Source organism: Pseudomonas sp. RSB 5.4, from assembly GCF_037126175.1.
GTDB classification, from domain to species: domain Bacteria; phylum Pseudomonadota; class Gammaproteobacteria; order Pseudomonadales; family Pseudomonadaceae; genus Aquipseudomonas; species Aquipseudomonas fluorescens_H.
This window is the reverse complement of sequence record NZ_CP146986.1, coordinates 2511974-2536713: the sequence shown is the minus strand read 5'-3', so window position 1 is coordinate 2536713 and position 24740 is coordinate 2511974. Positions and strand designations below refer to the sequence as shown.

Genomic DNA, 24740 nt, shown 5'->3' with positions numbered 1-24740 from the left:
ACGACGCAGATCCAATGTGGGAGCGGGCTTGCTCGCGAAGGGGCCGGACCTGCTGGCCTCAGACTCCCTTGGGCAACTCAATCACAAACCGCGTCCACCCCGCAGCCGATTCGCAATGAATCTGCCCACCATGCGCGCGGACGATCGATTGGGTAATCGCCAACCCCAACCCAGCGTGCTCACTGCTGCCTTCCTGCCGCGCCGGATCGGCCCGATAAAACCGGTCAAACAGCCGTGGCAACAGTTCTGCTGAAATGCCTTCGCCACTGTTCTCCACCGACACCTGCACCCTGTGCGGCTGATCGACGATGGACAAGCGCACGCTGCCCGTCGCCGGAGTAAAGCGCAGCGCGTTGTCCAGCAGATTCGACAAGGCCCGGCGCAACATATTGCGATCACCTTCCATGCGCGCATGACCTTCGCGGCTCAGCGTCACCCCGGCGTCCTCGGCCAATGGCGCAAAAAACTCCAGCAGCACATCGCTCTCATCCGCCAGTTCCAGCGCCTCACGCTTGGGCATCAGCAAACCGTGGTCAGCCTTGGCCAGATAAAGCATGTCGTTGATCAGTTGCGCCATCCATTGCAGTTCTTCGAGATTGCTGTGCAGGGCTTCGCGGTAATCCTCGATCGGTCGCGGGCGGGTGAGGGTGACCTGGGTGTGAGTCAGCAGGTTCGACAGCGGTGTGCGCAGTTCATGGGCAATGTCGGCAGAGAACGCCGACAGCCGTTGAAACGAGTCGTCGAGGCGTCCGAGCATGGCGTTGAAGCTGTGGGCCATTTCCGCAAGTTCTGGCGGCATTTGCGCTTCCGGCAGTCGGGCGTTGAGCGAATGTGCGGAAATCCCACGCGCCACTGCACTCATGCGCCGCAGCGGACGCAAGCCGCTGCGTGCGGCCCAGGCGCCGAGCAGCGCGGTGGCCAGCGCCGACAGCCCGACGGTCAGCCAGATCAGGTGTTGCATGCGTTGCAGAAAGTGCTGGTGATGGGTGATGTCCAGCAGCAGTGTCAGTTGGGGCGTATCGGGTTTGTCCGGGTAGAGCGGGGCATTGAGCACGCGATAGTCTATGCCGTCATTGCTGATGGTCGACAGGCCGGGCTGTTGCGGCAAATCCGGTGGCACCTTGATCGAGCTGTCGTACCAGCGCTGGCCATCGGCCCCGGTGATGCGCAGCGAAAGATCGGCCTGCCGGCTGAGTTCATCGGCCAGCCGCGTTTCACTCTCGCTGGCCTGAACATCCTGCAAGGCACGGCGCAAACCGATCAGCTTGCCGTCGAGCAATTGCTGGTCGAGCTCAATGAAGTGCGCCTCGCTGGCGCGGTTGAACAACACCCCGGCGAACAGCGAGACCACGGCGGTGCAGGCGGCAAACAGCAAGGCCAGGCGCGAACTCAGGGACAGACGAGGCATCAGGCCGGACGCTCTTCAAGCACGTAACCCATGCCGCGCACGGTGTGGATCAGTTTGTTGGTGAAGTCATCGTCGATCTTCAGGCGCAGGCGCCGGATCGCCACTTCGATCACGTTGGTGTCGCTGTCGAAGTTCATGTCCCAGACTTGCGAGGCAATCAGCGATTTCGGCAGCACTTCACCCTGACGGCGCAGAAGCATTTCCAACAGGGCGAACTCCTTGGCGGTCAGGTCGATGCGCTGACCGCTGCGTTCGACCCGGCGGCGGATCAGGTCCAGACGCAGATCGGCCAGTTGCAGGCTGGTTTCCTGGGGCAGGGCGCTGCCCCGGCGCAGCAGGCTGCGCACCCGGGCCAGCAGTTCGGAGAAGGCGAAGGGTTTGACCAGATAATCGTCGGCGCCGAGTTCGAGGCCGTGAACCCGATCCTCGACGGCATCTTTGGCGGTCAGAAACAGTACCGGCGTGTCGAGGCCGGCAGTGCGCACCGCATGCAGGATCTGCCAACCGCTGCGCCCGGGCAGCATCACGTCGAGGATCAGCAGCGCATAATCACCGCTCAAGGCCAGTTGCTGACCGCTGTTGCCGTCTGCCACCAGCTCTGTGTTGAACCCGGCCTCGGTCAGGCCCTGGCGCAGATAGTGGCCGGTTTTCGGTTGGTCTTCGACGATCAGCAGTTTCATGGGCGGCTCGGGTTGTAGAAACGAAAGCGTTATACCGTGAGAGCAGGCGACAGGCGCCAACCTGACAAAGTTGTAATCTGTCTGTCAGGTAGCTGCCAGCGCGGGCGGGCTAGAGTTTCCCACAGGCTGAACCTTTTCTTGTTGGAGTATGACTATGTTTTTGCGCAACCCTCTGGCCGTCGCCGCCTGTTTGCTGGCGCTGAGTTCACCTGTCTGGGCCGCACCCGCGCACAGCTATGACTTCGGCCAGCCGGCCCCGGCGGCCCAGGCCAGCCGCAGCATCGAGGTGGTGCTGAACGACATGTCGTTCGAGCCGAAGGCGATTCAGGTCAAGGCCGGTGAGACGGTTCGCTTTGTGCTGGTGAATAAAGGCCAGTTGCTGCACGAATTCAACCTCGGCGACTCGGCGATGCATGCCAGGCATCAGCAGGAAATGTTGCAGATGCAGCAAAGCGGCATGCTCACGCCTACCGGCATGAAAGAAATGTCCCACGACATGGCCGGCATGGATCACGGCAGCATGGACCACGGCATGAAGCACGACGACCCCAACAGCGTGCTGATCGAGCCGGGCAAGACCGCCGAGCTGACCTGGACCTTCAGCAAAGCCACCAGCCTGGAATTTGCCTGCAATATTCCCGGTCACTACCAGGCAGGCATGGTCGGCAAACTGACTGTCAGTCAGTAAGCACTCAAAGGCGGGCGCAAAGGCTGATAGAATCCGCTGATTCTTCAGTCAGGTTTCCGCCATGCATCCCGCAGCCGAACATTCGCCGCTGGGCAAATCCAGCGAATACATCGCCACTTACACGCCGTCCCTGCTATTCCCGATTCCGCGCACCGCGAAATGGGCCGAGCTGGGCCTGACCGCCGAAACCTTGCCGTATAAAGGCGTGGATTTCTGGAACTGCTTTGAACTGTCGTGGTTGTTGCCATCGGGCAAACCGGTGGTGGCGATCGGTGAATTCAGCATTCCGGCGGATTCGCCGAACATCATCGAATCGAAGTCGTTCAAGCTGTACCTGAACTCGCTGAACCAGACGCCGTTTGCCGACATCGCCAGCCTGGAAGCGACGCTGGTCAAGGACTTGTCGGCCGCTGCCGGCAAACCGGTCGGCGTGCGCGTGCGCAGCCTGAAAGATGTCGAAGCCGAAGGCGTCGTGGCGTTGCCGGGCGTGTGCATCGACGATCTGGATATCAGCGTCAGCAACTATGAGCATCCGCGTCCGGAACTGCTGCGTTGCGATGATTCGCGGATTGTCGAAGAGAGCGTGCACAGCCATCTGCTCAAATCCAATTGCCCGGTGACCAGTCAGCCGGACTGGGGCAGCGTGGTAGTCGAATATCGCGGCGCGGCGCTGGATCACGCGAGCCTGCTGGAGTACATCGTCAGTTTCCGCCAGCATTCGGACTTCCACGAACAGTGCGTGGAGCGGATCTTCCTCGACCTGCAGCGTCTGCTGAAGCCAGAGAAACTGACGGTGTTTGCGCGCTATGTGCGTCGGGGTGGGCTGGATATCAACCCGTATCGCAGCACTGAAGCGGTACAACTGCCGAACCATCGCCTGGTGCGTCAATGAACATCTGAAGGGTGGGAGCGGGCTTGCTCGCGAAAGCGGTGTGTCAGTTGATGATGCATTGGCTGACACACCGCTTTCGCGAGCAAGCCCGCTCCCACAATGACCGTGTTCACATCACGAATATGAAAAAGCCCTGCCAGACATGGCAGGGCTTTTTTGTATGGCGCGGGAATCAGATCCCCATGCTGCCCAGCGCATTGACGATATTGCGCAGGGTGCCGGCAATGGCCGGGTGTTCGACTTCGAAGCGTTCCACCGCCAGGTTCACACCGTCGGCGATGCTCGCGTCCTGAGTGGCAGTTTCCAGTTTGATTTCCGATTCAATCTGCGCCATCAGCGCACGCAGATCTTCACGCTCGGCTTCGGACAACGGCGGATTCTGCTCCAGTTGCTCGCGCAGGGTATTGAGCTGTTCTTGAAGTTCACGGGCGGGCATGGTGTGGTTCCTTTTATCTATAGGCACTGGCATTGACCGCAGCCGCGCGCCAAAGGTCTATGGCTGACCTTTAGATTAATCCACTCTGCTGCAACCTGCATGATCCCGGTCAGGGCTTTTCGCCTTTGAGGCGGCGCAGGCTGATGTCGGCCAGGCAAGTGTCGAGTTCGCCCAGATGATCGATCACCGAGTGCACGCCGAGGCCAAACAACTGCATGGTCGCCTTGCCGCGCAGCTGCTCGCGCTCCTTCTGATTCAAGGCTTGCCACTCGCTCGGCGCCAGGCCGCACAACGAGCCGCAGGACGCCAGGCCAATGGTCCACAACCCGGCGTTGAGGCCCGATTGCAGCAAGCGTGGCTCGCCGCTGACCAGCACGCAGCCATCCAGACGGCTGACGTTCAACCCCATCAGCGCCTGCCAGCAGGCGTTCGGCGCTGGCCATGGATTGATTGTTGCTGAATATTGCGTCGGTTTGATCCAACCCGGCAGCGAGGCCGCCAGCGGTTGCGCGAGGGCCGGGGGCAGCTCATCGATCCACGCACAGGGAATCTGCTGGCGCTGCAGGCTGAGCAGGCTGTCGAGGGCGCCGGGCGTGGCGTCGGCCTGCTCGGGCAGCACGCTGGCGTGTTGATGGGCGCGGGCACCGAAATCCACCAGACAGCCACTGAGTCCGAACAGCACGGCGGTCAGACCGGGTGCGGCGACAGGCAAGGCTTCAGCGTGTGTCATGGCAACGTCCCTGAAATAGTCATGAGGCTAGGGGACGGCGGTGACAGTTGGATGACAGGCGTGTGAAGGGGGCTTGGAAAGGTCCTACACGACTCTTCATTGGTAGACTGCCCAAAACGGCTTTTGCGCTTATACTAGCGGTCTTAACGCCTGGGCCCGGGTGCCCGCGCCAGTAAAAATCCAAGGAGTTTTTCTATGCGCTGGAGCAATCCTCTCGCTCAGCTATGTGTATGTGCCAGCGTCTTGCTGGTTCCGTTCGCCGCCAACGCCGCAACGGAAGAAGACCCTTGGGAAAGCGTCAACCGCCCGATCTTCCAGTTCAACGACTTCGTCGACACCTACGCGCTCAAGCCGCTGGCGCAGGGTTACGAGTACGTGACGCCGCAGTTCCTCGAGGACGGCATCCACAACATGTTCCGCAACGTCGGTGATGTCACCAACCTGGCGAACAACATTCTGCAGGCCAAACCGGCAGCAGCCGGTGTCGATACCGCGCGTATCATTTTCAACACCACCTTCGGCCTGCTGGGCTTCTTCGACGTCGGCACCAAAATGGGCCTGCATCGCAGCGACGAAGACTTCGGTCAGACTCTCGGTTACTGGGGCGTTGGCAGCGGTCCGTATGTGATGCTGCCGTTGCTCGGCCCTAGCACCCTGCGTGACGCACCGTCGAAGTACGTCGACAGCTACACCGCTCCGTATCGCTACATCAACGACATCCCGGTGCGTAACTCGACGTTCGGCCTGAACATCGTCGACACCCGCGCCAGCCTGCTGTCGAGCGAGAAGCTGATCAGCGGCGACAAATACACCTTCATCCGCAACGCCTACCTGCAGAACCGCGAGTTCAAGGTCAAGGATGGTAAGGTCGTAGACGATTTTTAATGTCGATCCATGATCAGAAGGCGGCCTCTTGAGGCCGCCTTTTTTGTGTGCGCTTATTTCATCTTCAGAATGGTCAGACCGAGTTTCTGGCTGTCACCGTCCTGGGGCTTGACCCACACCACTTCAGTCTCGGCCTCCAGTCCGCTCAGCGCCGCGTGCTCGGAGTCGATGCGCACGCTCAAGCGGTCGCCTACCGCGAACTGGCGCGGTGCTTCAACCTGCATGCCACTGCTGGAGAGGTCGATGCACACGCCCGACACCTGATCCCCTTCATGAATCAACACCACATCGGCATCGACCCGCATGCGGATGAAATCGCGCTTTTCGCTGTAGTCCCGACCGGTTTGACTCATGGCTTTGACCTTCCATTGGGTTACGGTTTGAGCTGTTCTTATAACTCTCGGTGATTTGACAAGTAAAGTCGTCAAGCGACCATCGGCGCATGCTTGAAACGCCCCGCGGATGGGAGTACCGTCTGCGCCTTAGAAGGGCACCTCTGGTGCAATCGCGTTCCGGCTCAGTGCTCGAAAGCGGTGCAGCAGAGAGGCTAGAAAGCGAATCCAGTAGTCTGAGCCGGGCCGATGCCCCGCCTGCTACGCCAACCTAATTCTGGCGCCGTTTGCCCACATGCCAAAAACCAGTGCCACGCTGCTGATAATCGATGATGACGAAGTAGTGCGCGCGAGCCTCGCGGCCTATTTGGAAGACAGTGGTTTCAGCGTCCTGCAGGCCAGCAACGGCCAACAGGGTCTTCAGGTATTCGAGCAAGACAAGCCCGACCTGGTCATCTGCGATCTGCGCATGCCGCAGATGGGCGGTCTCGAATTCATCCGTCAGGTCACCGAGCGGTCACCGCAAACGCCGATGATCGTCGTTTCGGGTGCGGGCGTGATGAACGACGCGGTCGAGGCGTTGCGCCTGGGTGCCGCGGACTACCTGATCAAGCCTCTCGAAGACCTGGCCGTGCTCGAGCACTCGGTGCGTCGCGCGCTTGATCGTGCGCGCCTGTTGCTGGAGAACCAGCGCTACCGCGAGAAGCTGGAGAAGGCCAACCGCGAGCTCGAAGCCAGCCTGAACCTGCTCCAGGAAGACCAGAACGCCGGTCGCCAGGTGCAGATGAACATGCTGCCGGAAAGTCCGTGGCGCATTGACGAGTTCCAGTTTGCTCACCAGATCATCCCGTCGCTGTACCTGTCGGGTGATTTTGTCGATTACTTCCGCGTCGACGAGCGTCGGGTGGCGTTCTACCTGGCCGACGTCTCGGGCCATGGCGCCTCTTCAGCGTTCGTCACCGTGCTGCTGAAGTTCATGACCACGCGCTTGCTGTTCGAGTCCAAGCGCAACGGCACGTTGCCGGAATTCAAGCCTTCGGAAGTGCTTGGTCATATCAACCGGGGGCTGATCAGCTGTAAGCTGGGCAAGCACGTCACAATGGTCGGTGGAGTCATCGACGAGGAGACCGGTTTGTTGACCTATAGCATCGGCGGCCATCTGCCGTTGCCTGTGTTGTACACGCCTGACAGTGTTCGTTACCTCGAAGGCCGCGGTTTGCCGGTGGGCTTGTTCAATGAGGCCACCTACGAAGATCACGTGCTTGAGCTGCCTCCGACTTTCAGCCTGACGCTGATGTCCGACGGCATTCTGGATCTGTTGCCAGAACCTACGCTCAAGGAAAAAGAAGCTGCTTTGCCTCAACGGGTGAAGGCGGCGGGCGGCAGCCTGGATGGTCTGCGGCAAGTGTTTGAATTGGCCACGCTAGGGGAGATGCCGGATGATATCGCCCTGTTGGTGTTGAGCAGGAATCTTCAATGAGTACCGGTAGAATCCAGTTCGCCGAGCAGGACGGCACCTTCGTCCTGAAGTTCGTCGGTGAAGTTCGCCTGACCCTGTGTTCGGCGTTGGATGCGACTATTGAGAAAATCTTCACCGCGTTGAATTTCAACGCGATCGTGATCGATTTGACCGAAACCCGTAGCATCGACAGCACCACCCTCGGTCTGCTGGCCAAACTGTCGATCCTGTCGCGGCAAAAGGTCGGCCTGCTGCCGACCGTCGTCACCACCCACGAAGACATCACCCGTCTGCTGCAGTCGATGGGCTTCGAGCAGGTGTTCAACATCGTCAACCACCCGGTGCCTTGCCCCGAGTGCCTGGACGACCTGCCGGATCAGGATCAGTCCGAAGAAGTGGTGCGGATCAAGGTGCTCGAAGCGCACAAGATCCTCATGGGCCTGAACGACTCCAATCGTGAAGCCTTCCATGACCTGGTGAATGCCCTCGAAAGACATTGATTCCCTATGGGGGAGGGTGTCTGTTCCGGCCTCTTCGCGAGCAAGCCCGCTCCCACAGTGATTGAGTGACCCCGAGTTCTTCATTCCACACCTGACCCTGTGGGAGCGGGCTTGCTCGCGAAGGCGTCAGTTCAGACGATGCATCCTCCCGCGCTGCATAAATAAAAAGGGCGAACCCAACCGGGTTCGCCCTTTTTGCATTTCAGCGACTCAGATCACAGCTTGGCCTGCAGCAGTGCCTCAAGCTTCTCCTGGTCACGGGCAAACTGACGGATGCCCTCAGCCAGTTTCTCGGTGGCCATCGCGTCTTCGTTGGACAGCCAGCGGAACTGTGCTTCGTTCAGGATCAGGCGGGCTTCGCCGGCGTGGCCCGGGGCGAGTTTGCGCTCCAGTTTGCCGGTGTCTGCCGCGAGCTTGTCGATCAGGTCCGGGCTGATGGTCAGACGGTCGCAACCGGCCAGTTGCTCGATCTGGCTCAGATTACGGAAGCTGGCGCCCATGACCACGGTCTTGTAGTCATTGGCCTTGTAGTAGTTGTAGATGCGAGTGACCGACTGCACGCCCGGATCATCGGCGCCGGTGTAGTCGTTGCCGTTGGCCTTCTTGTACCAGTCATAGATGCGGCCCACGAACGGCGAGATCAGGAACACCCCGGCGTCAGCGCAAGCTGCAGCCTGAGCGAAGGAGAACAGCAGGGTCAGGTTGGTCTGGATGCCTTCCTTCTCGAGAATTTCGGCGGCGCGGATGCCTTCCCAGGTCGAAGCGATCTTGATCAGCACGCGGTCACGGCCGATGCCGGCCTTGTCGTACAGCTCGATCAGGCGATGCGCACGCTTGAGCACGGCGTCCTGGTCGAACGACAGGCGCGCATCCACTTCGGTGGAAATCCGGCCCGGGATCACTTTGAGGATTTCCTGGCCCACGGCGACGCCAAAACGGTCGCTGGCCAGGCCCACATCGCCCTTGCAGTCGCTGACGCAGGCGTTCAGCAGCTGGGCGTAAGCCGGGATGGCGGCGGCCTTGAGCAGCAGGGAAGGGTTGGTGGTGGCGTCGACCGGCTTGACCCGGGCGATCGCTTCGAAGTCGCCGGTGTCGGCAACCACGGTGGTCATCTGTTTGAGTTGTTCCAGCTTGGAAGTCATGGGTGTGCTCTGTCCTGTGGGTTTGACGACATTACCCGAGCGCTGACAGTCACTCAAGGGTATCCGGGCGTATCGGAGGCCCCGCTGGCAACAACCTGAGAACGGCTGCTTGATGGGCGGGGCGCGGTATCGATGAATACGATGCCAAAAGCGGTCACAGGTTCAAAGCAACTGACGGCCAGCGCCCCTTGAGCACATCAATGGAGGTTATTGCTGGCTCAGTTGGGTTTTGACCGCTGTTTCCGCCGGTTTCGGCTGGCCGTCGGCGGTCAACAGACCGAAGTTCTTCTCGCGGTCGTTGCTGCCGCTGTCGCTGTTTTTCCATTCGTAAATCGAGGTCAGGGCAATGTTGCGGGTTTTGATATCGGCCACGAATGCACTGATTTTACTGGCTTGGCCTTCGGTGCCGCCGTTGGAGGGGAGCGCCGAGATACCCCATTCGCTGATCACCCCCGGCAGATGGAAGTTCTGCTGGATAAACGTCTGGGCGTTGCTGATCTGTGTGCCGGTCATGCCATAGGGATGGTAGGAAACCGCGCTGAGGCATTTGGGGTATTCGCTGACAATTCGGTTGAGTGCCACGGTGGACGCCGAGCCGGCAGTCGGCGGGCGGGCAAAGCCAAAACCGATCACCGGGATGGCTTGCGGCTTGTCCTGCAGGGTTTTGCACGCCGCGCTCATGAACGGCACGAACGTCGTATCGAAATTGCCGGTCGGCCAGTAGGTGTCGAGGTCCGGTTCATTCCATAGTTCAATCGCCACCAGTTGCGAGCCGTAGGTCGTCGCCAGGCTGGTCAGCGCGTTGGCATAGGCGACCCCCGCGTTCGGCAGATCACTGGTATTCAACGGCGCGGTCGCGCGCACGGTCATCAACACCGGCAGGCCAGCGTCCCTGGCCACGGCGAAGGCGTCGCTGACCTGTTTCTGGTAAGCCGCGCTACCCAGGCTGTCAGTCCAGACGCCGAAACGCACGAAACTGAAGCCGGTCGCCTTGACCTGCTGCGCGTCAGCGGCGGAGAAGGTCTGGACCTTGACCTGAACCCCGATGGTTTTGTTGCCGGGCAATGCCGGGAACAGCTCGTTGGCGTGGACCTGGCTGGCGGTACTGAAGAGCAACAGAGTCAAGGCGCCCAAGCGGTTGAGATGTGCTGACTTCATGTCGGTTCTCCGGTTGAGAAGTGACAACGGCGAAAAGGTATCTCGTTATAACGGCTTCGAAACTAACAATGGCACTAAGTGCAGTGATGTTATTTTTTGTCAGCTATCCGTGATCTGAAAATCACAGTTATTTTTAGTCCGGTAATTCTATTTTGGCGACTTTTGGCGCTGTGGTACTTAATACACTGGTACTGACAGGGCGAATCTATTTCTGAGTGCAGAATGATCTAGTGGGTTCATTAAGATCCGCTCTAGATGTTGGCAGAATGATATTACACAGGAATGTAAACCTTGTTCAAAAAGATCCTTGTCGTGTGCGTTGGCAATATTTGCCGAAGTCCGACAGCAGAACTTCTGCTGCGTAACGCGCTGACCCCCTCAACCATCTCTGTGACTTCCGCAGGCCTCGCGGCGCGGGTTGGCGAAGGCATGGAAGCATCGGCGCGCCAGGTGCTGGAAGACCGCGGGCACAGCGCCGAGGGCTTCCAGGCCCGGCAATTGACCGCCGATATCGTCAATGAATCAGACCTGATTCTGGTCATGGAAAAACAACATGTGAATCAGGTACTGAAGATTGCCTCGCACGCCCGAGGCAAAGTGTTTCTTCTTGGCAAGTGGCAGAGCGAAAGAGAAATACAGGATCCGTATCGTCAAGGTAAGGCCGCTTTTATTCATGCCCATGCATTGATTGAAGATGCTGTTAGCTCGTGGGCGCAGCGCCTCGGACATTGATGAATATTCTTCAGATCAGTGAATGGTAAGAAAGACTTATGCAGTTACCGTCAGTAATCGCCAACCGTGATAACGATCAAGACAGTATTGATCTTCTGGGTATATTCGGCAGTTTGATCGACCAGAAATGGCTGATCGGTGCATTCACCGGTGCCTTCATGGCCGCTGGTGTTGCCTATGCGGTATTGGCGACGCCGGTGTACCTGGCGAACGCGCTGGTTCAGGTCGAACCGAAAAAGAACGACATGCTCGGCTTTTCCGACCTCAGCAGCATGCTCGGCGGGCAATCGCCGTCGGTGACCGAAATCGGCATCATCAAGTCCCGCGCGGTGATCGGCAAAACCGTCGATGACCTGCGCCTGGACATCGACGTCACCCCCAACACCTTCCCGGTCATCGGTGGTTTTCTCGCTCGGCGTTATCGCGGCGAAACCGAATTCAGCGTGGCGCCGCCGCGTTTTGGCCTCAACAGCTACGCCTGGGGCGGCGAGCGTCTGGCGTTTACCCGGCTCAATCTGCCCAAAGAACTGTTGGGCAAGAAGCTCACCCTGGTGGCTGGCGAACAACAGCACTTCCAGTTGCTCGATGACAACGACAACCTGCTGGTCGAGGGCGTTGCGGGCGAAGCCTTCGCCCAGGACGGCGTCGAGGGTTTGATCGAACGCCTGCAAGCCAACCCCGGCACACGCTTTGAAGTGGTGCGCTATCCACGGATCGTGACCATCCAGGGTTACCAGGATGCGCTGGATATTTCCGAGCAAGGCAAGGAGTCGGGGATTATTCGCCTGGCGCTGGCCAGTTCCGATGCCGCCGAGGCAGTGAAGATCCTCAACAAGATCGCCGCGCTCTACGTCGATCAGAACGTGCGCCGCACTTCGGCGGAGGCGGCGCAAAGCCTGGCGTTCCTGCAAAGCCAGTTGCCGCAGGTCAAGCGTGATCTGGCCAAGGCCAGCGATGCGCTCAACGCGTATCAGACCCGTGGCAAGACCGTGAACATTTCCCTGGAAACCCAATCGGTGCTCGGTCAATCCGTGGCGCTGGAAACGCGGATTTCCGAGCTGAAAATGCAACAGGCGGAAATGGATCGCAAGTTCACCAAGCAGCATCCGGCGTATCGCGCGCTGATGTCGCAGATCGGCGAATTGACCCAGCAGCAGAAATCGCTGGAAGGCAAGGTCGGTGATCTGCCGGCCACGCAACAGGAACTGCTCAACCTGACCCGCGATGTGGAAGTCGCTTCGCAGATCTACACGCAGTTGCTGAACAAGTCCCAGGAGCTGGACATCGTTCGCGCCGGTGCGGTGGGCAATGTGCGCCTGATCGATCCGGCGGATGTCGACCTGAGCAGTCCGGTCAAACCGAAAAAAGCCCTGATCGTGTTGATCGCGACGTTCCTCGGCGCCTTTCTCGGTGTGGCGCTGGTGCTGTTGCGCAAATCCCTGAGCAAAGGTCTGGAAGGCCCGGAAGCCATCGAACAGCTCGGGCTGCCGGTGTACGCCTCGATTCCCTACAGCGCCTTGCAGCGCGACGAGGACACGAAAAAGGACCGGGCCAAAATCACCGCCGAAACACCGGCCTATCTGCTGGCGCTGCGCAACCCGACCGACCTGTCCATCGAGTCGATCCGCAGCCTGCGCACCTGCCTGCATTTCGCCGCGCTGGATTCGACCAACAACCGGATCATGATCTCCGGTCCCAGCCCGCAGGTCGGCAAGACCTTCGTCTCGTCCAACCTCGCAGCGGTCATGGCGCAAAGCGGTCAGCGCGTGCTGTTGATCGACGCTGATATGCGCAAGGGCCACCTGCACAAGACGCTGAATGTACCGATCGCCAATGGTCTGTCGGACCTGCTGGTCAAGCGCTGCAGCATCGAGCAGGCGATCAACAAGGTGGAAATCGACAACCTGCACTTCATCAGCCGCGGCCAGGTTCCACCGAATCCTTCCGAGCTGCTGATGCACGCCAACTTCCGCGATCTGCTCGCCGAGCTGAGTCAGCGCTACGACGTGGTGATCATCGATACACCGCCACTGCTGGCGGTGACGGACGCGGCGATTGTCGGGCGTGAAGCCGGTATCAGCCTGATCGTCACGCGGTTTGCGGTGAACCCGGCCAAGGAGATCGAAATGACCATTCGCCGCTTCGCGCAGAACGGCATCGAGCTCAAGGGCGCGGTGTTCAACGGCGTCGAGAAGCGCGCCGCCAGTTACTACGGCAACGGCAACTACGGTTACTACAACTACGAGTACGCGTCCGACAAATCCTGAGTGTCAGCGATTGTCCTTACATGCAAGGAAGTGGGTGGGTTGTGAAGAAAATACTGCACGTGGCTGAAACGATAAAAGGTGGGGTCGCCACCGTTATCCGCACCATCTCGGCCTCTCCCGAAGGCCAGGACTCGAATTACGAGCTGGTCTATCTGGTGCCGCTCGACCAGAAAAAAGAGCTGCACGGTATCGATGAGCAGCAGATTCGCACGTTCGAACGCAGCGGGCGCGATGTGCGTTCGCTGCTGCGTTTTGCCTGGCAACTGACCCGGGTGATGCTCAAGGAAAAACCCGATGTGGTGCATTTGCACAGCACTTTTTCCGGGGTGATCGGCCGCGTGGTCTGCGTGCTTCTGCGGCCGTGGCGCAAGCCGAAAATCGTCTATTGCCCGCACGCGTTTTCGTTCCTGATGGAAAGCTCGCCGACCAAGCAGAAGCTCTACGCGTGGATCGAGCGCGTCCTGCAGCGGGTGACCGACGTGATCATCTGCGTCAGCCGCTACGAGATGGACAAGGCCGCACGGTTCGGCATTCAGCGCTCGCGCATGAAGCTGATCTACAACGGCATTCATCAGCGCGACGAGGCGCCAAAGTCCGAGAGCCCCGCGCCGATTCATCTGCTGTTCGTCGGTCGTCTCGATTACCAGAAAGGCTTCGACGTGTTGCTCAAGGCCTTCGCCAAGGTGCAGCGCAGCGATCTGAAGCTGACGGTGGTCGGCAGTGCGGTCAACGAAGACATGGTCGAGTGTCCGCAGATGGACGCCGTCGAGTACCTGCCGTGGGTCACCCCGGCCGAGGTGCAGGCGCTGTATCAACAGGCCGACGCGCTGATCGTCCCGAGTCGCTGGGAAGGCTTCGCCATGGTGCCGCTGGAAGGCATGGCCATGGGCTTGCCGGTGATTGCCAGCAACTGCACGTCGCTGCCCGAACTGGTCACCCATGAAGTATCCGGCTACGTCTTTCCTACCGGTGATCACCAGGCGCTGGCCGATGTGCTGGCGCGAATCCAGAAGCCGCGGTTGCTCGACCTCGGCAGCGAGGGTCGGAACATCGTGCGCGAGCGTTTCAGCGCCGCGCTGATGATCCGCCAGACCTACGACGTGTATTGCGCTCCCACTTATTAAGTAGAACTCAAGCTTATGAACGTAACGATTTTGCATGGCTACAGTGCGTCCAACTCCGGTGACGGCCTGCTCGTCGATCTGGCCATCGCGTTGGTGCAGCGCAACTTTGGTGAAGACACCGCGATCAATGTCGTGGCGTCCGATCCGCAGTCTTTCGCCTACTTGCCGCACCCGCGTTTCGACGCACCGGTGATGGCGGCCAAGGGGCTGGGGCGGGTCAAGCAGGCGGTGTTCCTCAATCAGTCGTATGCCGGGCTGGCGGATCTGTTGCGCAAGACTGATCTGATCGTTGGCGTCGGTGGCGGTTACATGCGCTCGAAAAGTGCCTTCGAACACATCAAGCTGAAACTGGGCCACGCCAAGCAACTGGAAACGGCAATTCTCAGCAGGGTGCCGTCGGTGTACCTGCCGCAAAGCATCGGGCCGTTCCATGGCGAGAGCCGCAAGATCGTCGAGCACTACGCCAGTGCCGATGCGGTGTTCGTGCGCGATAACCGTTCCTCGGCGATGTTCGATGCCTGCGAAAACGTCTACCGCGCGCCGGATCTGGCGGTGCAGTCGTTGGCCAGCAAGATTCTTCAGCAACCCAAGTTCACCCGCTGCGCCGCGTCGCCGGCCACCGTGTGCGTGGTGCTGCGCAAGCCGCCGGAGTGGAGCAAGGACAAGAAGATCGCCTACGTCGCCAACCTGAAGTTGCTGCTGCAGCGCCTAAAGAACAAAAGCAAAGTGGTCTGCGCCGTGCAGAGCGCCGTTCGCGGCAACGATGACGGTGCGTTCTATCGCGAACTGGGCATCACCGAAGACCTGCTGTCGTTGAAGGCGACGATTGCCAAATATCAGCCGGACCTGGTGATCTCGGTGCGTTTGCACGGCGCCATCGAATCGCTGCTGTCCGGTGTTCCGGCGTACCACATCAGCTATGAGCGCAAAGGCTTTGGCGCCTATCAGGACATGGGCGTGGAAGACTGGGTGATCAACGGTGGCGACATCGATGTCGAGCAGATCATCGACACCGTTTACGCGCCGAACGCGCTGTCGAACTTTGGTAAACGCCTGACCGACACCTGCCGCGAGATCGAGGCAAAAACCGTGGCCATGGACGAGATCATCAAAGGGATCGTTCGATGATATTTCGCCTGCTGCTGCGCGGCGGAGCGTTAGGCGCGAAGTTCTTTCTGGTGTTGGCCATCACCCATTACCTGGGCTACGAAGCGTTGGGGTTTTACGGGGTGGTGGTCGCGGCTTCGTTGATCGCTTCGAAGTTCTACAGTGTCGGGTTCAGTTCCGAGATCAATCGGCTGATCAGCGTCGGCGGCAGTTCGCGGCGGGTGGTCGACAAAGTCCTGCTGCTGTATCTGGCGGTGGGGCTGCTGCTGTCGCTGGTGACGGTGGGGATTTACTCGCTGTTCCAGCAGGTCGAGGCGGGCACCGCGTTGATTCTTTGCGTGACGCTGGTGCTGCTCACTGAACATCTGTCGTTCGAAATCAATTCGTTCGTGTTTTCCGCGCAGAAAGCCACGGCGGGCGCACTGCTGTTTTTCATCAAGACTGGCCTCTGGGCGCTGCTGGCGGTGGGCGGGATGATGCTCGACTGGGTGTCCGGCATCGCTAGTGTGCTGTGGCTGTGGGTGGCCGCCAACGTGCTGGTGATCATCGCCGGTTACCTGATTGTGGTGAGCGTGCACAAGGGCCGGGTCAGCGCGGCGCTGACCACGGCGACCGTGTGGAAGGCCGGGTTGCCGTTCTACTTCGGTACGGGGTTGATCGCGCTCAGTCAGTACGCCGAGCGGTTTCTGATTGCCGATCTCGAACCGTATGCCAATCTCGGTAAATACGTGTACGCGTGGTCGGCGGCGAACACTTTGCAAGCGCTGTCCTACGCGGTGGTGGCGGTGGTCGGTATTCCGGTGCTGGCCAAGCGGTTTCAGGCGGATCAGCAGGCGTTCACGGTCAGGCATTTGTTCGTCAACAAGTGGGTGATGCGCTCGCTGCTGGTGTCGGCGGCGGTGGCGGTGCTGATCTACTTGTTCTTCAACGTGGTGCTCGATTACGTCGCCACCAGCGTGCCGCGTCCGGATAACGCGATTCTCGGTGTGCTGATCTTTTCCTTTGCCCTGCGGGCCATTGGCGACATCGTCTGGGGCGGTCTGATTGCCTCGAAAAACAGTCGAGTGTCATTCGCCAGTGCGGCGATCTGCCTGCTGGTGTCGGTGCCGGTCAGCTACCTGCTGATCAAGCACTATTCGATTTATGGCGCGGCGTGGGGCAATGTCTTCGCGATCATCGTCCAGCTCGGGGTGATTGCCGTGTTGACCCGTGCGACCAGTGCAAAAGGGGCGTTGGCATGGGGTTGAAGTTGCCGTGCATCGAGTTTCGCGGACGCAAACTCGATTCCTCGCTGTCGTTCCTGATTCTGTTCACCGGGCTGTTTCTGTCGGTGGCGATGCCGCTGCTGATCCCCCGCGCTCCAGGCCCGGATGCGATGACTTTGTGGTCTTCCTATGCGCGCGCCGACAACTGCAATTTCTGGAACCCGTTCTCGCCGGATCGCTCCTCCTACGAGTGTTCGGCGTTCCTGCTGCGGCCCACCGGGATCAACCTGACCAACGCCTGGGCCTACGGGATGTTCTGCAATTTCTTCCTCACGGCGATTCCGGTGGTGGTGTTCCGCCGCATGCCGCTGGCGATCTTCGGCACCCTGTGTCTATGGGGGATTGTGCGCTCGTTCTTTCTGGAAAACCTGACCAAGGAAATCATCGTTTCGGTGGCGGTGCTGAGCATCTTGTTCAGCTCGCTGACGCGCAAATACCGCGGCGGATTTTTTCTGTCGGCGGTGATTTACGGCGTGCTGATCCGGCCTTACTGGATTCTGTTTTCGCTGTCATGGGTCGGCGTCTGCGTGATGAAGAAGTACGTGTCGCGCTTCACTTTCTTCCTGATGTTGTTCCTGTTTTATCTGGCAGTGGCCATGGCGATTCAGCTGGCGCTGGGGTTTCCGGTGTCGTCGATTCGCGCCAGCAACAACGAGTTGCGTACGGCGGGGGAGGAGGGTTCGAAATCGCTGATCGTCTCGTGGCTCAGCGGTAGTGATTTTGTCTCGCAGGCGTTGGACTCGATGATCATTTTTTTCCGCCTGTCGTTCCCGGTGGAGCTGATTCTGTTGTCCGGGCCGGGCCAGGTGATCTTCGTCGCGTTGATGATCATGACCGCGCTGCTGCTGTTCAAAGTCATCACTTCCACCGATTACAAAGGCGCGCCGATCGAGACCAAACCCAAGGAACTGATCGCGATTCCGCTGGCTTTCCTGCTGGTGCAGGGTTTGTTCGAGCCGGACTTCGGTTCCTTCGCCCGGCACTTTTCCATGGTGGTGCCGGTGTTGTTTGTCGGCCTGGGTTTGATGTTGCGCGCCAACAAACCGGTGCGGGTTGAATCAAGAGTTCTGAATTGAGGCGTGTGCTGTATGTCGAGCAAGAAAAAATCGCTGGAGATCGAAACCCTGCGTGGCCTGGCGTGCCTGCTGCTGGTGCTTTATCACGTCATCGGCCCGTTGGGCGGGGGCCTGAAGATCGATATCGGCTCGCCGTTCCGGGTGATCGCCGACTCGATGGTGTACGTGCGCATGCCGCTGTTCACCTTCATTTCCGGCTACATCTATTCGATCTACAAAATTCGCGGCAATGACTTTTCCGCATTCTTCAGCGGCAAAGTGCGGCGGCTGATCGTGCCGCTGTTTTGCGTCGGCGTGCCGTTCTCGGTGTTGCAGGCGGTGGGGCCGGGGGTGAACAAGGACGTGGGTGTGATCGATGCGTTGTTGTCGTTCTGGGTGCCGGTCAATCACTTCTGGTTCCTGCAGGCGGTGTTCATCATTTTCATGTTCGTCGGGCTGCTCGAGTGGCGCGGGCTGCTGCGCTCGATGACGCGCTTGTACCTGCTGTTCGGGTTCGCTGCGGCGGTGTTTCTGCTGCCGCCGTTCAAGCTTGATGCGTTCGGCATCAATGGTGCGATTTACCTGCTGCCGTTTTTTGTGGCGGGGATGATCGGCCAGGAAAATGTCGAGGCGCTGAAGCAGCGCTTCAAGGTGATCGGGCCGCTGGTGTTTGTGTTGATCTCGCTGACGCTGCTGTACGTGGCGGCGATTGATCGCGAGTTGATTGTCGACCGCCGCAGCCTGATCGGTCTGACCGTGGGCTGCGTGTCGTGCATCGCCTTGCTGTCGAGTGACATGCGCTCGAAGTGGCTGACCTGGCTGGGCGGCTACTCTTACGCGATCTTCCTGTTCCACGTGCTGTTCGCCGCGACTTCACGGTTTGTCATGGGGCGGCTGGGGATAAAGGACGAAAGCATTCTGGTGCTCAGCGGCGTGCTGTTCGGCTTGTTGGGGCCGGTGGTGTTGTCGATGATTTTCAGCCGCTTCAATGTCACTTCGGTGCTGTTTCTCGGGGAGCGTGCGGCGAAGAAGAAGCCGGTGGCGAACATTGTTCCGGTGGTACCGGCCAATAGCTGAAAAGCTTCGCGAGCAAGCCCGCTCCCACGGGTTTCGGTGCTGGGCACAGATTCAGCAGATGACCGCAATTCCTGTAGGAGTGAGCCTGCTCGCGATAGCGGTATGTCAATCAGAGTTGCACCGTCTGAATCAACGCCATCGCGAGCAGGCTCACTCCTACAATGGATCTGGGTCGTACTCCAGTCCCCTCATTCCAGACTGAAGGAAATAACGCATGTTGGCAGTAGATGACGCTCAGCCCGTCGCGGCGTCGGTGGTGGAAGTGGGCGATGCCCGCGAGCGCTTTGCGCAGTGGCGCGAAGGCAAGAACGGGAAGGTGTTGTCGGTCTCGGTGATCGGCGACAGCTACAGCGCCGGGCAGAATTTTTATCTGAACAAACTGGTGCAGCGCGTGGCCGGCGAGGTCGGTTTTGCCGGCCCCGGTTATGTCGGTTTCAACCATGGCGCGGCGCTCGGTGGCACGCATTTCAAATACACCCGCAGCAGCGAAAAATACTTCGGTGGTGGCTGGCAAGTGTCCGGCCTCGGCCAGGCCAGCCCCGACAGTCGCACGGTGACCGGCAAACCCGGTGCCTGGCTGAAAATCGATGCCAGTCCGACACCCGCCATCGACACCAAAGTCAACCAGGCGAAACTGCTCTACCTGGGCAACGGCGAGCCCAGTGAGCTGCGTTACCGTTGGACGCCCGCGCAAGACTGGCAGCCCTTGAAACTTGAAGGGGCAGGCGTACAGGAAGTACCGCTCGCAGGTCTCTCTTCGGCGGCAGACTGGTCATTCAAACTGGAAGTGGTGAAGGGCGCGCCGACCTTGTTTGGCCTGTGGCTGAGCAACGATCAGCACGGCGTGCGGGTTTCGAAACTGGCGGCCTCGGGCGCGGCATCGGCGGATTTCTATCACCAGGACCCGCAATGGCAGGTGCAGTGGAAAGCCGCCGTGTCGAAGATCCCCGCCGACGTTTACCTGATCATGCTCGGCGGCAACGATCAGGGCTTCGGGGTCAAACCCGAACAGTACCTGCACAACGTTCAGGGCTTGGTGGCGATGATCCGCGAGATTCAACCGGCGGCGAGCATCAACCTGATCATGCGTCAGGACACCACGCGTTCCAGTGCCTATCCGATGTCAGCGTATGCGCAAGTCTTGCAACCGTGGGCGCATGAGCAGCAGTTGGGATTTGCCAATCTGCAATGCGCGTTCGGCCCTGACATCAAACGCTATGCGGCGGCGATGATCGGGCCGGACAGGATTCATCCGCAGCCGGCCACGGGCGGGAAGGTGATTGCTGATTACTTCTATCGCTGGATTGTCAGTGGCATCAACGCGGACAGTTGTGACACAGCGAAACCCCTGTAGGAGCTGCGGCACGCTGCGATCTTTTGATCTTGCTCTTAAAATCAAAAGATCGCAGCCTTCGGCAGCTCCTACAGGGGGCAGTGTGCTATTCGAATTGTTCGATCTGGCTCAGTAGCTCTTTGAGCTTTTGTGGCATCAACTGCGTCGCACACCGCGTCTCGACATTGATGATGATCGCTGGCTCGTTGCAGCACAGGCGTACGCGGAAGCGCCAGTCGCTGAAGATCACTTTCAACCCATCCCGGTCGTCCATTTCCAGTGCCTTCTCGGCATAGCGTTGTTTCAGATGGGCGAGCAGGGGATAGGGATCCGCCAGCGCTCGGCGAATGTCGCCGGACGCCGGAAACATGCCGATGCGCTCCACCAGCAGAATGCTGCCCAGCCACGACTCGTTGGCGCTGGGCAACGGCTGATGGCGTGGCAGCCAACTCACCGCCCCGAGGTTGCCCACCTCCCGTTCAATCTCTGCTGCATGCTGTGCCATGTTCATGGGTTGCCTCCTGAAAAGAGAAGTGGGCGGGGGCCGTCTCAGCGGCCCTTGAGGTAAACGTTGTCGTAGCAGAAGTTGGTCGCCTGCAGGTAACCCTCGGCGTCGCCGCAGTCGAAGCGCAGGCCCTTGAACTTGTAGGCCAGCACGCAACCGTTCTGCGCCTGTTTCATCAGCGCGTCGGTGATCTGGATCTCGCCGCCCTTGCCCGGTTGGGTGTCGGCGATCAGGTCGAAAATGTCCGGGGTGAGGATGTAGCGGCCGATGATCGCCAGGTTCGACGGGGCATCCTGCGGCGCCGGTTTCTCCACCATGTTATTGACCCGATAGATGCCGTCGGACATCAGCTCGCCGGCGATCACCCCGTACTTGTGGGTCTGGTCGGCCGGGACTTCCTGGATGGCGACGATCGAGCAGCGGAATTTCTTGTACAGCTGGATCATCTGCGACAGCACGCCGTCACCTTCCAGGTTCAGGCACAGGTCATCTGCCAGCACCACGGCGAAGGGTTCATCGCCGATCAACGGGCGGCCGCTGAGAATCGCGTGACCGAGGCCCTTCATTTCCACCTGACGGGTGTAGGAGAAGGTGCAGGTGTCGATCAGTTCGCGGGTGCCGGCGAGGAATTTTTCTTTCTCGGTGCCGCGAATCTGGTGTTCGAGTTCGTAGCTGATATCGAAGTGGTCTTCCAGCGCACGCTTGCCCCGACCGGTGACGATGGCCATGTGTTGCAGGCCGGCGTCCCGTGCTTCTTCGACGGCGTATTCGATCAACGGTTTGTTGACGATCGGCAGCATCTCTTTCGGCATGGCTTTGGTCGCCGGCAAGAAACGCGTGCCGTAACCGGCAGCGGGGAACAAACATTTACGAATCATAAAAGTATCCTGGACAGTCATGGAACACAGGCAACGGATGCGCACACTTACGAAGGCGCACAAGTTTCAATGATTATTGAACGAGTACTTTAATACCTGAGTCAGGTTGTTAATGGCAATTAGCGCGAAGGCTAAAACATGACAATGTTATGAGATGTCGGTAACAACGTTATTAGTTATTTTTAGTCGGTATCTGTTGATAGTGATGAGTGTACTTGGAGTGCTAATAAGTACCGGGCAATACAGTTTGACCTGCAAAAATATTTATTGCCAGTGGTTGAACCAATTTTGTTTGAGGCTGTTGTCGTCCTTATTTGTGTGGTGCGCCACAGATTGAATAAAAGGGACTTGACACGCTACTTGTCACTTATCCAATGACGGACCGCGCTATGAAGATTCTGGTAACGGGTGGTGCCGGCTATATCGGCTCGCACACCACACTTGCGCTGCTTGAAGCAGGTTATGAAGTTGTTGTACTGGATAATCTTTGCAACAGCAGCGATGCGGCACTGCACGCGATAGAAGGCATTTGCGGCAAAAGCGCGCTGATGATTCGCGGCGATGTCTGCGACCGGGCGTTGCTCGACCGGATTTTCCGCGAGCATCAAATCGACGCGGTGCTGCATTTTGCCGGGCTCAAGGCCGTCGGCGAGAGCGTGCGCAAGCCGCTGGATTACTACGAAAACAACGTCGGCGGCAGCATCACGTTGTGTCAGGCGATGGCCGCAGCGGGCGTGTTCCGTCTGGTGTTCAGCTCGTCGGCCACGGTGTACGGCGAGCCTGAGCAGATGCCGATCCGCGAGGATTTCCCCACCGGCATTCCGACCAATCCTTACGGTCAATCCAAACTGATCGTCGAGAACGTGCTGCGCGACCTGAGTCAGGCCGAGCCGCGCTGGAGCATCGCCTTGCTGCGTTACTTCAACCCGATCGGCGCGCATCACAGCGGGCACCTGGGCGAAGACCCTAACGGCATTCCCAACAACCTGCTGCCTTACATCAGCCAGGTCGCGGTCGGCAGCCTGCAGGAGTTATCGATCTTCGGCGACGATTACCCGACCATCGACGGCACCGGGGTGCGCGATTACATCCACGTCGTCGACCTCGCCGATGGCCATCTGAAGGCCTTGCAGTCGATTGCCGGACGCCCGGGCATTCACACCTGGAACCTTGGCACCGGCGACGGCTACAGCGTGATGCAGGTACTGCATGCCTTCGAACAGGCCAGCGGGCGACCAGTGCCGTACCGGGTGATGCCGCGTCGCAGCGGTGACATTGCCGAGAGCTGGGCCGACGCGTCCAAGGCTGCCAAAGAGCTCGGCTGGAAAGCCACGCGCAGTTTGCAGGACATGGTCACCGACACTTGGCGCTGGCAATCCAATCATCCGCGCGGTTATCTCGAATGATGTCGTTCTAATACTGAATGTTAGTTTCGGTCAGGTGTTAGATATCGTCGGGAAAATACGCTGGAAATGCCTTTTGCAAGTCCGTAGATATAAACCTGCCGTTCGACTTTTATCAGTTGGGTAAGACTGTGAAAGAACGACGGATCTTGTTCGCGCATTTTGCGGACTTGAACGCTACCACCGCTAACACAGGCCGGTTTTTAACAGGCCGAATGTTAGAAAGGAGTTGATATGAAAAAAGTGATGGCGATTGCCCTGTTGACGATGTTGAGCAACTGGGCGTCCGCTGCTGAAGCGCCGCTTACTGCGGTAACCAATGTATCTGGCAGTGTCGCGGCTTCTACCGCGCCTGCTGCCAGTACGGCAATGGTTGCCAGTGCAGTAGCGGCGTCCAACAGTGGTGGAAGTGCCAACGGCGGTACCACCGGTACTACGGGTACCACCGGTACAACCGGCACGCACAACTAACAGGAAAATTTGTTAGTGCAGTACAGGGTCGCCCGACGCAAGTCGGGTGACTTTGTTTTTAGATTCGCCCTTGAATAGCGTAGTGCCATTATGACTCGTAGTTTTTCTCTTTTGCTGTTGGCAAGTATCGCTTTGCAAGGTTGCATGTTTTCTCCCGGCCAATACCTGAGCACCGGCGACATCACGCGCCAGGGCGCCAGCGAAAGCAGTCGGGTCGAGCTGATTCCGATCACGCCCAAGCTGATCTCGATGACCCGCGCCACGCAAAAGCGTGAGACGGTGCCGGCGGAATTGTTGGCGACGCCGGCGGAATACCGCATCGGCAGCAACGATGTGCTGTACATCACGGTCTGGGATCACCCGGAGCTGACCGCGCCATCGGGGGCACAACAGCAGATCGACGCCAACGGTCGACTGGTGCGCTCCGATGGCACGCTGTACTACCCGTTCATCAAGGAAGTGCAGGCGGCCGGCAAGACTATTCAACAGTTGCGTGCGGACATCGAATCCCGCCTGTCGGCGTTCATCGCCGAGCCGCAAGTGGATGTCGCGGTGCTGCGTTTCGCCAGTCAGAAAGTGGTGGTCTCGGGTGCCGTGGCCAAGGCCGGCCCGCAGCCGATTTCCACCAACCCGTTGAGCGTGGTCGAAGCCCTCGGTACTGCCGGTATCGACACCAATAACGCCGATCTGTCGGGCCTGTTGCTGACCCGCAATGGCCGGGTGTATCCGCTCAATCTCGACTCGCTGAACCATCAGGATTCCGAGTTGCAGCACGTCTTTCTCAAGGGCGGCGACCAGCTCTATCTGCCGTACAACGACAACAAGCGCATTTACGTCATGGGCGAAGTCAATCAGCCCCGTGCGCTGAGCTTCAAGACCGCGACGATGAACCTCTCCGACGTGCTCGGTTCGGTCGGCGGCTTGAGCCAGACCACTTCCAACGGCAACGCGGTGTACGTGATTCGCGGGGTGGAAAACCTCGATGTCGAGCCGGCGAAGATCTATCAACTGGAAGCCCAGTCGCCGACCGCCATGGCACTCGCTTCGCACTTTGAAGTGCGTCCCCAGGATGTGGTGTACGTCGGCCCGGCCAACGTCACGCGCTGGAACCGCTTCATCAGCCAACTGGTGCCGTCGGCATCGATTGTCGGGACCGGGGCTTCCGCTGCGAAGAACTGGAGCGAATTCAGTAACAACAGCAAATAAGGCCGAC

General features: G+C 59.3%; 25 protein-coding genes. 16 read left to right on the top strand and 9 right to left on the bottom strand.

Annotation, left to right across the window (positions count from 1 at the left end; genetic code table 11):
- Positions 1-58 precede the first annotated feature (58 nt).
- Together V9L13_RS11365 and V9L13_RS11360 are read right to left on the bottom strand one after the other, a co-directional pair.
- Positions 59-1408, bottom strand: a complete 1350-nt coding sequence (locus V9L13_RS11365; protein WP_338802548.1) for a heavy metal sensor histidine kinase — start codon at positions 1406-1408, stop codon at positions 59-61.
- A complete protein-coding gene (locus tag V9L13_RS11360) occupies positions 1408-2088 on the bottom strand; it encodes a heavy metal response regulator transcription factor (RefSeq protein WP_201136996.1) in 681 nt (226 codons plus the stop codon). Before V9L13_RS11360 ends, V9L13_RS11365 begins: the two co-directional genes overlap by 1 nt.
- 154 nt (positions 2089-2242) lie before the next feature.
- Between V9L13_RS11360 and V9L13_RS11355 the strand changes: the two genes are divergently transcribed.
- Positions 2243-2776: a cupredoxin family protein gene (locus V9L13_RS11355; protein WP_338802547.1), complete on the top strand. Its 534-nt coding sequence runs from the start codon at positions 2243-2245 to the stop codon at positions 2774-2776.
- 61 nt (positions 2777-2837) lie between these two features.
- Complete coding sequence (gene queF / locus V9L13_RS11350; protein WP_003226566.1) at positions 2838-3668, top strand: NADPH-dependent 7-cyano-7-deazaguanine reductase QueF; 831 nt, start codon at positions 2838-2840, stop codon at positions 3666-3668.
- Between the two features lie 172 nt (positions 3669-3840).
- Here queF and V9L13_RS11345 read toward each other — a convergent pair whose 3' ends face one another.
- On the bottom strand, positions 3841-4104 hold the full coding sequence (locus V9L13_RS11345; protein ID WP_103485781.1) for a DUF4404 family protein: 264 nt from the start codon (positions 4102-4104) through the stop codon (positions 3841-3843).
- Positions 4105-4213: 109 nt separating this feature from the next.
- Positions 4214-4834 carry an HAD family phosphatase gene (locus tag V9L13_RS11340; protein WP_226500005.1) on the bottom strand — a complete coding sequence of 207 codons (621 nt, stop codon included), beginning with the start codon at positions 4832-4834 and terminating at the stop codon, positions 4214-4216.
- A gap of 195 nt (positions 4835-5029) precedes the next feature.
- On the opposite strand from V9L13_RS11340, the gene V9L13_RS11335 reads away from it, so the two are divergent.
- A complete protein-coding gene (locus V9L13_RS11335) occupies positions 5030-5719 on the top strand; it encodes a VacJ family lipoprotein (RefSeq protein ID WP_103485780.1) in 690 nt (229 codons plus the stop codon).
- A gap of 53 nt (positions 5720-5772) precedes the next feature.
- Here V9L13_RS11335 and V9L13_RS11330 read toward each other — a convergent pair whose 3' ends face one another.
- Entirely contained in the window at positions 5773-6072 is a 300-nt protein-coding gene (locus tag V9L13_RS11330) for a PilZ domain-containing protein (RefSeq protein ID WP_003226557.1), read from the bottom strand.
- A 274-nt stretch (positions 6073-6346) separates the two neighbouring features.
- On the opposite strand from V9L13_RS11330, the gene rssB reads away from it, so the two are divergent.
- Both rssB and rssC read left to right on the top strand, forming a co-directional pair.
- Positions 6347-7531: a two-component system response regulator RssB gene (rssB, locus tag V9L13_RS11325; protein ID WP_003226555.1), complete on the top strand. Its 1185-nt coding sequence runs from the start codon at positions 6347-6349 to the stop codon at positions 7529-7531.
- The gene (gene rssC, locus V9L13_RS11320) at positions 7528-8010 is read left to right on the top strand and encodes an anti-sigma factor antagonist RssC (RefSeq protein ID WP_003226553.1); all 483 of its coding nucleotides are present in this window, start codon (positions 7528-7530) and stop codon (positions 8008-8010) included. Before rssB ends, rssC begins: the two co-directional genes overlap by 4 nt.
- Positions 8011-8225: 215 nt before the next feature.
- Here the strand turns inward: rssC and tal are convergent, their stop codons facing one another.
- Both tal and V9L13_RS11310 read right to left on the bottom strand, forming a co-directional pair.
- Positions 8226-9152 (bottom strand): transaldolase, encoded by a 927-nt coding sequence (gene tal / locus V9L13_RS11315; protein ID WP_338802546.1) that lies wholly within the window; start codon positions 9150-9152, stop codon positions 8226-8228.
- Positions 9153-9359: 207 nt separating this feature from the next.
- Entirely contained in the window at positions 9360-10310 is a 951-nt protein-coding gene (locus tag V9L13_RS11310; RefSeq protein ID WP_338802545.1) for a glycosyl hydrolase family 5, read from the bottom strand.
- A 291-nt stretch (positions 10311-10601) separates the two neighbouring features.
- Here V9L13_RS11310 and V9L13_RS11305 point away from each other — a divergent pair, with 291 nt between their 5' ends.
- The 8 genes from V9L13_RS11305 (at position 10602) to V9L13_RS11270 (ending at position 20291) form a co-directional block, all read left to right on the top strand.
- The gene (locus tag V9L13_RS11305) at positions 10602-11042 is read left to right on the top strand and encodes a low molecular weight protein-tyrosine-phosphatase (RefSeq protein ID WP_338802544.1); all 441 of its coding nucleotides are present in this window, start codon (positions 10602-10604) and stop codon (positions 11040-11042) included.
- A 38-nt stretch (positions 11043-11080) separates the two neighbouring features.
- The gene (locus V9L13_RS11300) at positions 11081-13309 is read left to right on the top strand and encodes a polysaccharide biosynthesis tyrosine autokinase (protein WP_338802543.1); all 2229 of its coding nucleotides are present in this window, start codon (positions 11081-11083) and stop codon (positions 13307-13309) included.
- Between the two features lie 41 nt (positions 13310-13350).
- Positions 13351-14433 (top strand): glycosyltransferase, encoded by a 1083-nt coding sequence (locus tag V9L13_RS11295; RefSeq protein ID WP_338802542.1) that lies wholly within the window; start codon positions 13351-13353, stop codon positions 14431-14433.
- 15 nt (positions 14434-14448) lie between these two features.
- A complete protein-coding gene (locus tag V9L13_RS11290; RefSeq protein WP_338802541.1) occupies positions 14449-15561 on the top strand; it encodes a polysaccharide pyruvyl transferase family protein in 1113 nt (370 codons plus the stop codon).
- Positions 15558-16787, top strand: coding sequence for a polysaccharide biosynthesis C-terminal domain-containing protein (locus tag V9L13_RS11285; RefSeq protein WP_338802540.1), 1230 nt, complete (start codon positions 15558-15560; stop codon positions 16785-16787). Before V9L13_RS11290 ends, V9L13_RS11285 begins: the two co-directional genes overlap by 4 nt.
- Complete coding sequence (locus V9L13_RS11280; RefSeq protein ID WP_003226536.1) at positions 16778-17881, top strand: hypothetical protein; 1104 nt, start codon at positions 16778-16780, stop codon at positions 17879-17881. The genes V9L13_RS11285 and V9L13_RS11280 overlap by 10 nt, the downstream gene beginning before the upstream one ends.
- Positions 17882-17893: 12 nt before the next feature.
- Positions 17894-18937 (top strand): acyltransferase, encoded by a 1044-nt coding sequence (locus V9L13_RS11275; protein WP_338802539.1) that lies wholly within the window; start codon positions 17894-17896, stop codon positions 18935-18937.
- 214 nt (positions 18938-19151) lie between these two features.
- Positions 19152-20291 (top strand): GDSL-type esterase/lipase family protein, encoded by a 1140-nt coding sequence (locus tag V9L13_RS11270; RefSeq protein ID WP_338802538.1) that lies wholly within the window; start codon positions 19152-19154, stop codon positions 20289-20291.
- A gap of 85 nt (positions 20292-20376) precedes the next feature.
- Here the strand turns inward: V9L13_RS11270 and V9L13_RS11265 are convergent, their stop codons facing one another.
- Both V9L13_RS11265 and galU read right to left on the bottom strand, forming a co-directional pair.
- Positions 20377-20781, bottom strand: a complete 405-nt coding sequence (locus tag V9L13_RS11265) for a mannose-1-phosphate guanylyltransferase (RefSeq protein WP_338802537.1) — start codon at positions 20779-20781, stop codon at positions 20377-20379.
- Positions 20782-20819: 38 nt separating this feature from the next.
- Positions 20820-21653 carry a UTP--glucose-1-phosphate uridylyltransferase GalU gene (galU, locus tag V9L13_RS11260; RefSeq protein WP_103484261.1) on the bottom strand — a complete coding sequence of 278 codons (834 nt, stop codon included), beginning with the start codon at positions 21651-21653 and terminating at the stop codon, positions 20820-20822.
- Positions 21654-22042: 389 nt separating this feature from the next.
- On the opposite strand from galU, the gene galE reads away from it, so the two are divergent.
- The 3 genes from galE to V9L13_RS11245 all read left to right on the top strand — a co-directional run bounded on the left by galE (position 22043) and on the right by V9L13_RS11245 (position 24733).
- Positions 22043-23059, top strand: coding sequence for a UDP-glucose 4-epimerase GalE (galE, locus tag V9L13_RS11255; RefSeq protein ID WP_201137007.1), 1017 nt, complete (start codon positions 22043-22045; stop codon positions 23057-23059).
- Between the two features lie 231 nt (positions 23060-23290).
- Positions 23291-23527 (top strand): hypothetical protein, encoded by a 237-nt coding sequence (locus V9L13_RS11250; RefSeq protein ID WP_003226528.1) that lies wholly within the window; start codon positions 23291-23293, stop codon positions 23525-23527.
- A 144-nt stretch (positions 23528-23671) separates the two neighbouring features.
- Complete coding sequence (locus V9L13_RS11245) at positions 23672-24733, top strand: polysaccharide biosynthesis/export family protein (RefSeq protein ID WP_003226526.1); 1062 nt, start codon at positions 23672-23674, stop codon at positions 24731-24733.
- Positions 24734-24740 lie beyond the last annotated feature (7 nt).